We start from the raw sequence: 8,491 nt of genomic DNA, 5'->3' as shown, positions 1-8,491 counted from the left end.
GTTCGGTGACGCCGAGGCCGTAATAGATCGCAGCGTTGCCGCCGGTCGCATAGAGCCGCGCCGCGGCGCGCAATTCCATGGGGTCGACGCCGGTCACGATCGCCGTCGCCTCGGGGCTGTGGTTCGGCTGGGCCACGAAGGACGCCCAATCCTCGAACTCGCTCCAGTCGCAGCGTTCGCGCACGAAGGACTCGTTGACGAGGCCCTCGGTGACGATCACATGCGCCATCGCGGTCAAGACCGCGACATTGGTGCCCGGCCGAAGCGGCAGATGCTGCGCCGCCTTGATATGCGCCGATCGCACCAGTTCGGTGCGGCGCGGATCGATCACGATCAGCCTGGCGCCGGCGCGCAGCCGCTTCTTCATGCGCGAGGCGAACACCGGATGGGCGTCGGTCGGGTTGGCGCCGATCACCATGATGACGTCGGTCTGCTCGACCGAATCGAAATCCTGCGTGCCCGCGGAGGTGCCGAACGCCGTCGACAGGCCATAGCCTGTCGGCGAATGACAGACGCGGGCGCAGGTATCGACATTGTTGTTGCCGAAGCCGGCGCGGATCAGCTTCTGCACCAGATAGGTCTCTTCATTGGTGCAGCGCGACGAGGTGATGCCGCCGATCGCATCGCGGCCGTACTTCTGCTGCAGGCCCCGGAGCCTGTCGGCTGCAAAGCCGAACGCCTCGTCCCAGGACACTTCGCGCCAAGGATCGTCGATCGTTTCCCGGATCATCGGCTTGAGGATGCGCTCCTTGTGGGTGGTGTAGCCCCAGGCAAACCGGCCCTTGACGCAGGAATGGCCGCGATTGGCCTTGCCGTCCTTGAACGGAACCATGCGCACCACTTCCTCGCCGCGCATCTCGGCCTTGAAGGCGCAGCCGACGCCGCAATAGGCGCAGGTCGTCACCACCGAGTGCTCGGGCTGGCCGATCTCGATGACGGATTTTTCGGTCAGGGTCGCGGTTGGACAGGCCTGCACGCAGGCGCCGCAGGAGACGCATTCGGAGCCGAGAAAGCTCTCGCTCATGCCCGGCGAGACACGGCTGTCGAAGCCGCGCCCGGAGATCGTCAGCGCGAAGGTGCCTTGCACCTCCTCGCAGGCGCGGACGCAGCGCGAGCAGACGATGCATTTCGAGGGATCATAGGTGAAATAGGGATTCGACTCGTCCTTCGGCATCCACGCGGCGTTCGGCGCGCCGTCGACTTTGCCGAACACATGGTTCTCGCCCTGGTAGCCATAGCGCACGTCGCGCAGTCCGACCGCGCCGGCCATGTCCTGCAATTCGCAATCGCCGTTCGCGGCGCAGGTCAGGCAGTCCAGCGGATGGTCGGAAATGTAGAGCTCCATCACTCCCTTGCGCAGCTTTTTCAGCCGTTCGCTCTGGGTGTGCACGACAAGGCCCGGCGTTGCGGGCGTGGTGCAGGACGCCGGCGTGCCGGCGCGGCCCTCGATCTCGACCAGGCAGAGCCGGCAGGAGCCGAACGCATCGACCATGTCGGTGGCGCAGAGCTTTGGGATCTGCGTGCCGGCCTGCATCGCCGCGCGCATGATCGAGGTGCCCTCGGGCACCGTGACCTGGTTGCCGTCGATGGTCAGCGTCACCATGACGTCGGATTTGGCGCGGGGGGTGCCGAAATCGGTTTCCTCAATAAGAGACATGGCGATCGTCCTCGATATCTATTCCGCGGCCTGCAGGCCGGTCGGCTGGGGGCCGAAATCTTCTCGAAAATGTTTCAGCGCGCTGAGAACGGGGTAGGAGGTGAAGCCGCCGAGCGCGCAGAGCGAACCCAATTTCAGTGTGCTGCAGAGATCCTCGACCAAGGCGATGTTCTCGCCGACGCGCTCGCCGCGCCTGATCCTGTCGATGGTCTCGACGCCTCGGGTCGAGCCGATCCGGCAGGGCGTACATTTGCCGCAGGATTCGATGGCGCAAAACTCCATCGCGAAACGCGCTTGCCGCGCCATGTCGACGCTGTCGTCGAACACCACGATGCCGCCATGGCCGATCAGGCCGTCGCGCGCCGCGAACGCCTCATAGTCGAACGGCGTGTCGAACAATTGACGCGGGAAATAGGCGCCGAGCGGCCCGCCGACCTGCACCGCGCGCACCGGTCGCCCGGTAGCCGTCCCGCCGCCGATATCGTCGACCAGTTCGCCCAGCGTGACGCCGAACGCGGTCTCGAACAGGCCGCCATACCGGATATTGCCGGCGAGCTGGATCGGCATCGTGCCGCGCGAGCGTCCCATGCCGAAATCGGCATAGGCCTTGGCGCCGTCGGCCAGGATGAAGGGGATTGCCGCGAATGACAGCAGGTTGTTGATCACGGTCGGCTTGCCGAACAGGCCCTTGTGCGCCGGCAGCGGCGGCTTGGCGCGGACGATGCCGCGACGGCCTTCGAGGCTTTCCAGCAGCGAGGTTTCCTCGCCGCAGACATAGGCGCCAGCCCCGACCCGGACCTCGATATCGAAATTCCTGGCGGAGCCGCAGATCGCGGCGCCGAGATGGCCGTCGCGTCTGGCTGCGGCGATCGCCGCATTCATCGCCACGACCGCGTGCGGATATTCGGAACGGATGTAGATGTAGCCCTTGGTCGCGCCGACCGCGACGCCAGCGATCGTCATGCCTTCGATCAGCACGAAGGGATCGCCTTCCATGATCATGCGGTCGGCAAAGGTTCCGCTGTCGCCTTCGTCGGCGTTGCAGACGATGAACTTGCGGTCCGCACTGCTCTGCGCCACCGTCTTCCACTTGATGCCGGTGGGGAAGCCGGCACCCCCGCGGCCGCGCAGTCCGGATGCCGTGACAGCGGCGATAATCTCGTCCGGCGTCGACGCCAAAGCGCGCTCCAGGCCCTTGTAGCCGCCATGGGCGCGGTAATCCTCGATCGAGCGCGGATCGACCACGCCGCAGCGCGCGAAGGTCAGGCGGGTCTGGCGCTTCAACCAGGGGATTTCGTCGGCAAGCCCGAGCCGCAGGGGGTGCGGGCCATTGCATGCCATCGCATCGAACAAAGAGGGGACGTCGGCCGCGTTGACCGGCCCGTACGCCACGCGGCCCTTCACGGTCGCCACCTCGACCATCGGCTCCAGCCAATAGAGTCCGCGCGATCCGTTTCGGACGATCTGGATCGGCAGGTCGTGCTTTTCCGCGACCTGCTCGAGTGCGGCAACGACATCATCGGCGCCGACGGCAATCGCGCCGGCATCACCGGGAACGAAGATCCGCATTTTCATCGCTGCGCCTCCGCGATCAGCGTATCGAGGCGCGATTCGTCGAGCCGTCCGACGACGCGGCCGTCCAGCATCGCCGACGGCGCGGTGGCGCAAAGGCCGAGACAATAGATCGGCTCCAGTGTGACGCGCTCATCGGCCGTGGTGCGACCGAACGCAATGCCGAGCCTGGCTTCCGCGTGCGCGGCCAGCGCATCGCCGCCCGCGGCCTGGCAGGCTTCGGCACGGCACAGTTTCAGCACGTGCCGTCCGGCCGGTTTCTCGCGGAAATCGTGGTAGAACGTAAACACGCCGTAGACTTCCGCGCGCGATAGATTGAGCGCGTCGGCAACCATCGGGATGGCGGGCTCCGGGATATAGCCGAACGTCTCCTGCAGCGCGTGCAGGACGACCAGCGTCGCGCCCTCGGTCGGGGCGTGTTCGGCAATGATGTCGGCCGCGCGCGCGGTATCCCAGGGCTCATCGTTCGACATCGGCATCCGCGTTCTCGATCAGAGGGTTAGGCTGTCGCCATCAGAAATTGAATTCTCGCCAATATCAATAAAGCTGTCTGATGCTGCGATACGGAAATGCGATTGATAGAAGATTGAAATCGACCGATATTAAAATGGAATTAAGGATATGACGGGCTCGGCAGGCCGGCTTTTGGCATATTTGCCGCGGATCAGCCGTGTTATCGCCGGAAGCGATGTTAGATGATCCCCGGAGGCATCCGATTTGATCGACAAGCTTGAACTTCTGCTGGCGCTGGCGAAGGAGCGGCATTTTGGCCGGGCCGCGGAGGCTTGCGGCGTCACTCAGCCGACCATGTCGACCAGCATCAAGCAGCTCGAGGAAATTCTCGGCGTGATGCTGGTGCAACGCGGGTCGCGGTTTCAGGGTTTCACCCCGGAAGGTGAGCGGGTGCTCGATTGGGCGCGGCGCATCGTCGGCGATACCCGTGCGATGCGGCAGGAAATCAACGGGCTGAAGGACCGACTCGCCGGCGAGCTCAGGATCGCGGCGATCCCGACCGTGCTCGGCATGGTCGCGTCCTTGACGACGCCGTTTCGGGCCCGCTATCCGGATGTGCGGTTTCGCATCGTCTCCTGCACCTCGGCCGACGTGCTCGGCCTGCTCGAAAATCTCGAGGTCGACGCTGGCCTGACCTATATCGAGAACGAACCGATCGGGAAGGTGCGGACCATCCCCCTCTACAATGAAAGCTATCGGCTCTTGACCTCGCCGGATGCGATGTTCGGCGATCGCGATCAGGTCACCTGGAAGGAGGTCGGGCAGGTGCCGCTGTGCCTGCTGACGCCGGACATGCAGAACCGGCGGATCATCGATCGGGCGCTGCGGTCGGTCGGCGCCGAGGCGACGCCGATGCTGACCTCGAACTCGCTGCTGGTGCTCTATACCCACGTCAAGACCGGGCGCTGGGCCAGCGTGATGCCGGCAAAGCTCGCCGAGACGCTGGGTCTGGCTGACAGGGTTCGCAGCATTCCGATCGTCGAGCCCGAGGTCAATTACAGCGTCGGGCTGGTGATCCCGCAGCGCGATCCGATGACGCCCTTGATCGCCGCCCTGGTGCATCTCGCGCGCGAGATTGCGCCAAAGCTGCAGTCCTAGAGCATGATCCGGAAAAGCCTGCCCTCGGGCTACGACCCAATGGGTGCGCGGCGGTTTTCCGGAAGAGATCATGCTCGATCGAAAAGCTAGGCCGCGACCGACATCTTCGGCTTCACCCGGCGCGGATCGCGCGGCAGCGACACCAGAACGACGGTGCCGGAGCCAAGCTTCGAACGCAGCTTCATCGTGCCGCCGTGCAAATGGGTCAGCGACCGCGCGATCGCGAGCCCGAGTCCCGAGCCGTGATAGGTCTTGGTGAGCTGGCTCTCGACCTGCTCGAAGGGGCGGCCGAGGCGCGCCAGCGATTGCGGCGCAATGCCGATGCCGGTGTCGGCGATCATCAGCGTGATCCTGTTGTCGAGCATGCGGCTGCGGATTACCACCTTGCCGCCATCGGGGGTGAACTTCACCGCATTCGACAGCAGGTTGACGATGATCTGCTTGGTGGCGCGGCGGTCGGCGACCAGCGAAATGATGCTTTCGATGTCGGCGTCCAGAACGAGGTTCTTGTCCTGCGCGCGGCCGGAGACGACGCGCAGCGACTCGGCCAGCGTCTTGGAGAGATCGAGCAGCTCCATGTCGAGCTTCATGCGGCCGGCCTCGATCTTCGACATGTCCAGGATGTCGTTGATCACCTCGAGCAGATAATGACCGCTGGTCAGAATGTCGTGGCAGTATTCCTGGTATTTCTCCGAACCGAGCGCACCGAACATGCCGCTCTCCATGATCTCGGAAAAGCCGATGATGGCATTGAGCGGCGTGCGCAGCTCGTGGCTCATATTGGCCAGGAACCGCGACTTGGTCTGATTGGCTTCCTCGGCGCGGATTTTTTCCTGCGAGTATTTCTCGGCGAGGTCGGCGAGCTCGAGGGCCTGCCGTTCCAGCGCGGCCTGCGAGCGCCGCAGGTCGTTGACGGTGGCACGCAGCCGCAGGTCGTTGTCGACCAGCTTCTGCTCATGCTCCTTGATGCGGGTGATGTCGGTTCCGACCGAGACGTAGCCGCCGTCCTTGGTGCGGCGTTCGCTGATATGGAGCCACTTGCCGTCGTCGAGCTGCGCCTCGAAGGTGCGCGCGCCGGGCGCCTGCGAGCCGGCGTCGTGTTGCCGCGAGCGCACCTGCGGCATGCTGCCGACCTCGATCACGGTTTCATAGGAGGTGCCGGGGGTGACGGCGGACTCCGGCAGCCTGTGCAGTCGCTGGAAATGCGAATTGCACAGCACCAGGCGGTTGCCGGCGTCCCACAGCACGAAGGCCTCGGGGATGGTCTCGATCGCGTCGCGCAGCCGCAAATCGGCTTCCACCGTCTTTTCGGCGAGGCTCTTCTGTTCGGTGATGTCGACCGCGATCCCGATCAGGTGCAGCCCGGCATCGTTGTCGCCCTGGCTGAGTTCGCAGCGAACGCGCAGCCAGATCCAGTGCCCGGTGGTGTGCTGCATGCGGAACGTCCGGTCGATGTGATCGATCTCGCCGGAGATCAGCTGGCCGGCGATGGCGAACAGGTCGATGTCGTCGGATTTCACCAGCGCGTTGACCTCGCCGAAGGTCAGAAGGTCGCTGCGGCTGTCCAGTCCCAGAAGCGTGAACATCGATTGCGACCAGAAGATCCGGCCGCGCGACAGATCCCAGTCCCATAGACCACAGCGCCCGCGGTTGAGCGCGGTATCGATCCGGCCGCGCACGGCATCATTGATCAGATCGCCCTCGCGGGCGCGGGTCGACTGCCAGTGGAATGCGAAGCCGAGAATCAGCACGACGAAGCCGGTGGTGGCCGACAGCGTGACCGACAGCGCGGAGTCCGAACCCCAGAGCGGCTGGGTGTTCTCCTGGATGACGACGATCCGGCCGGGCAGCGCCTTGATGAGCTCCGACGTCACCAGCGCGACGCTGCCGTTCGGCAGCGTCATGTCGGCGACGGCGCCCTGCAGGCTCGGGCCGGCCAGGATCTGCGCCGAGCTGATCGCATCGAGAATCCCGTCGGTTTCGCCGAGGCTGGATTCGATCGGAACGCGGGCGAGAATGCTGTGGTCGCTGCCGGTGATGATGACATGCCGCCCCGCGGCGATGCCCCAGAACGGAACGAGGTCGGGCAACAGCGACTGCAGGCGCTCGCGGTCGACCCTGTTGGAGGCGAGGCGATCGATGCGCTCGGAGAGCACGTCGGCAAGCGCGGAGAGATCGCGCTTGGCCGCCGCGCGCTTCTGCCGGCTCTGATCGAGTACCTGCACAAAGGCGCCGAGACAGATGGTGATGAGGAAGGCGATGATCAGTGTGGGCACGGCACGGCGCAACGCCGGCTCGGCGGTCAATAACCTGTGGTAGGCCGGCTTCGCGATCGACTGCGCCAATCCCTTGATCGAATCGGATTGGCCGCACGCACTCGCCGCATGCGCACGCGCCATGCCTTGGACCCCCGGAGATTCATCCTGCTCACGCTTCGGAAGAACCCCCACGCAGCTCCCGAATCATGATGATTTGAATCCAGTTTTTTGGGGCTGTCGAGAGTCAACGATTCCCGGGAGCAAATAAATCTTGTCCAACGAAGAAACGTGACCGTGAAATTACCTAAGCCGGGAGTCCGAAACAGGAACGGAGTGTGAATCGTTAATGGCGCCGTTCAGGCATAGGGCGGCTCGGCGTGGCTGATGACGCGCTTCACGGTCGGAAAGGCCCGGCGCAGCGCCCGCTCGATCTCGTCGACATTCTCATGAACCTTGATCACGCTCATCGAGGGCGCGGCGCGGCAGTGAAAGTTGACGATTTCGCCGGCGTCGGTATCGCGGACCCGCACATTATGGATGTCATGGATCGCGGTATCGGCGGCAAACCGCGACAGCGCCGTGCTGATGGTCTCGATGCGCTCGGGTGCGGCGTCGGTGCCGAACGGCAGTTCCGGTTCCAGCGGCTCGATATGGGTGTCGACCTCGACATCGGCGCCGAATTCCTCGCGGATGCTGCGTTCGAGTTCGGCGGCAATGTCGTGCGCGGCGGTGAGCGTCATGTCGCCGTCGACTTCGAGGTCGATGCTGACGGTGAGCTTGCCGCCGAGATCGTGCACGGTGACGTGATGCACGGCGAGGCCGGAATTGCGCGCGATCACCATGATGCGCTCGCGCAGGCTCTCGTTGCTGAGCGCCACCGGCACCGCGGTGAAGGTGAGGTCGGCGTCGCCGAGCGCGGCCGTGACGGCGGCCTGCGCCTTCCGCTTGATCTCGTCGACACGGTCGATCGGGTAGGTGCGCGGCACCTGCACGGTGGCATCGATGAAGTGCGTCGAGCCGACCATCCGGATCCGCAGGCGTTCGACATTGACGACGCCGGGCAGCGCCTTGATCGCGCCTCGCGCCTTCTCGGAGGCGCCTTCGGGAGCGCGGTCGAGCAGGGTTTCGACGGTGGAGCGCGCAAGCCGAAGGCCCAATGTCGCGATCATCACTGCGACCGCGACCGCGGCGGCGGCGTCGCCCCACCAGAAACCGAGGCCGGACAGCGCAAGCCCGATGATGACGGCGACCGAGCCCAGCACGTCGGAGGCGAAATGCAGCGCGTCGGCGGCAAGCGCCTGGCTTTGCGTTGCATGCGCCGTGCGATGCAGCGCCCGCGCGCGCCAGAAGTTCACGGCGATGTCGATCAGCAGCACCACGAACGGTATCGCCG

At 65.0% G+C, this 8,491-nt stretch carries 6 protein-coding genes; 1 reads left to right on the top strand and 5 read right to left on the bottom strand.

The window, feature by feature from the left end:
• From WCB02_RS14670 to WCB02_RS14660, 3 genes are all read right to left on the bottom strand, one after another.
• Positions 1-1,657: molybdopterin-dependent oxidoreductase (locus WCB02_RS14670; RefSeq protein WP_423958941.1), on the bottom strand; the 1,657-nt coding region annotated here is incomplete at its 3' end.
• A gap of 18 nt (positions 1,658-1,675) precedes the next feature.
• Complete coding sequence (locus WCB02_RS14665; protein WP_423958940.1) at positions 1,676-3,232, bottom strand: formate dehydrogenase beta subunit; 1,557 nt, start codon at positions 3,230-3,232, stop codon at positions 1,676-1,678.
• Entirely contained in the window at positions 3,229-3,702 is a 474-nt protein-coding gene (locus tag WCB02_RS14660; RefSeq protein WP_423958942.1) for a formate dehydrogenase subunit gamma, read from the bottom strand. The genes WCB02_RS14665 and WCB02_RS14660 overlap by 4 nt, the downstream gene beginning before the upstream one ends.
• Before the next feature lie 244 nt (positions 3,703-3,946).
• On the opposite strand from WCB02_RS14660, the gene WCB02_RS14655 reads away from it, so the two are divergent.
• Entirely contained in the window at positions 3,947-4,840 is an 894-nt protein-coding gene (locus tag WCB02_RS14655) for a LysR family transcriptional regulator (RefSeq protein WP_423958939.1), read from the top strand.
• An 86-nt stretch (positions 4,841-4,926) separates the two neighbouring features.
• Here the strand turns inward: WCB02_RS14655 and WCB02_RS14650 are convergent, their stop codons facing one another.
• Positions 4,927-7,239, bottom strand: a complete 2,313-nt coding sequence (locus WCB02_RS14650) for an ATP-binding protein (protein WP_423958938.1) — start codon at positions 7,237-7,239, stop codon at positions 4,927-4,929.
• Between the two features lie 215 nt (positions 7,240-7,454).
• Positions 7,455-8,491 (bottom strand): cation diffusion facilitator family transporter (locus WCB02_RS14645; protein ID WP_423958937.1); only part of this gene is annotated, 1,037 nt, incomplete at its 5' end.

Source organism: Bradyrhizobium sp. (genome assembly GCF_049581145.1).
GTDB lineage: Bacteria > Pseudomonadota > Alphaproteobacteria > Rhizobiales > Xanthobacteraceae > Bradyrhizobium.
This window is presented reverse-complemented; position numbering and strand designations above follow the sequence as displayed.

Bases quoted from the DNA above. Each gene is read 5' to 3' on its own strand.
- WCB02_RS14660 (WP_423958942.1), bottom strand. From the start codon at position 3,702: ATGTCGAACGATGAGCCCTGGGATACCGCGCGCGCGGCCGACATCATT.
- WCB02_RS14650 (WP_423958938.1), bottom strand. From the start codon at position 7,239: ATGGCGCGTGCGCATGCGGCGAGTGCGTGCGGCCAATCCGATTCGATC.
- WCB02_RS14665 (WP_423958940.1), bottom strand. From the start codon at position 3,232: ATGAAAATGCGGATCTTCGTTCCCGGTGATGCCGGCGCGATTGCCGTC.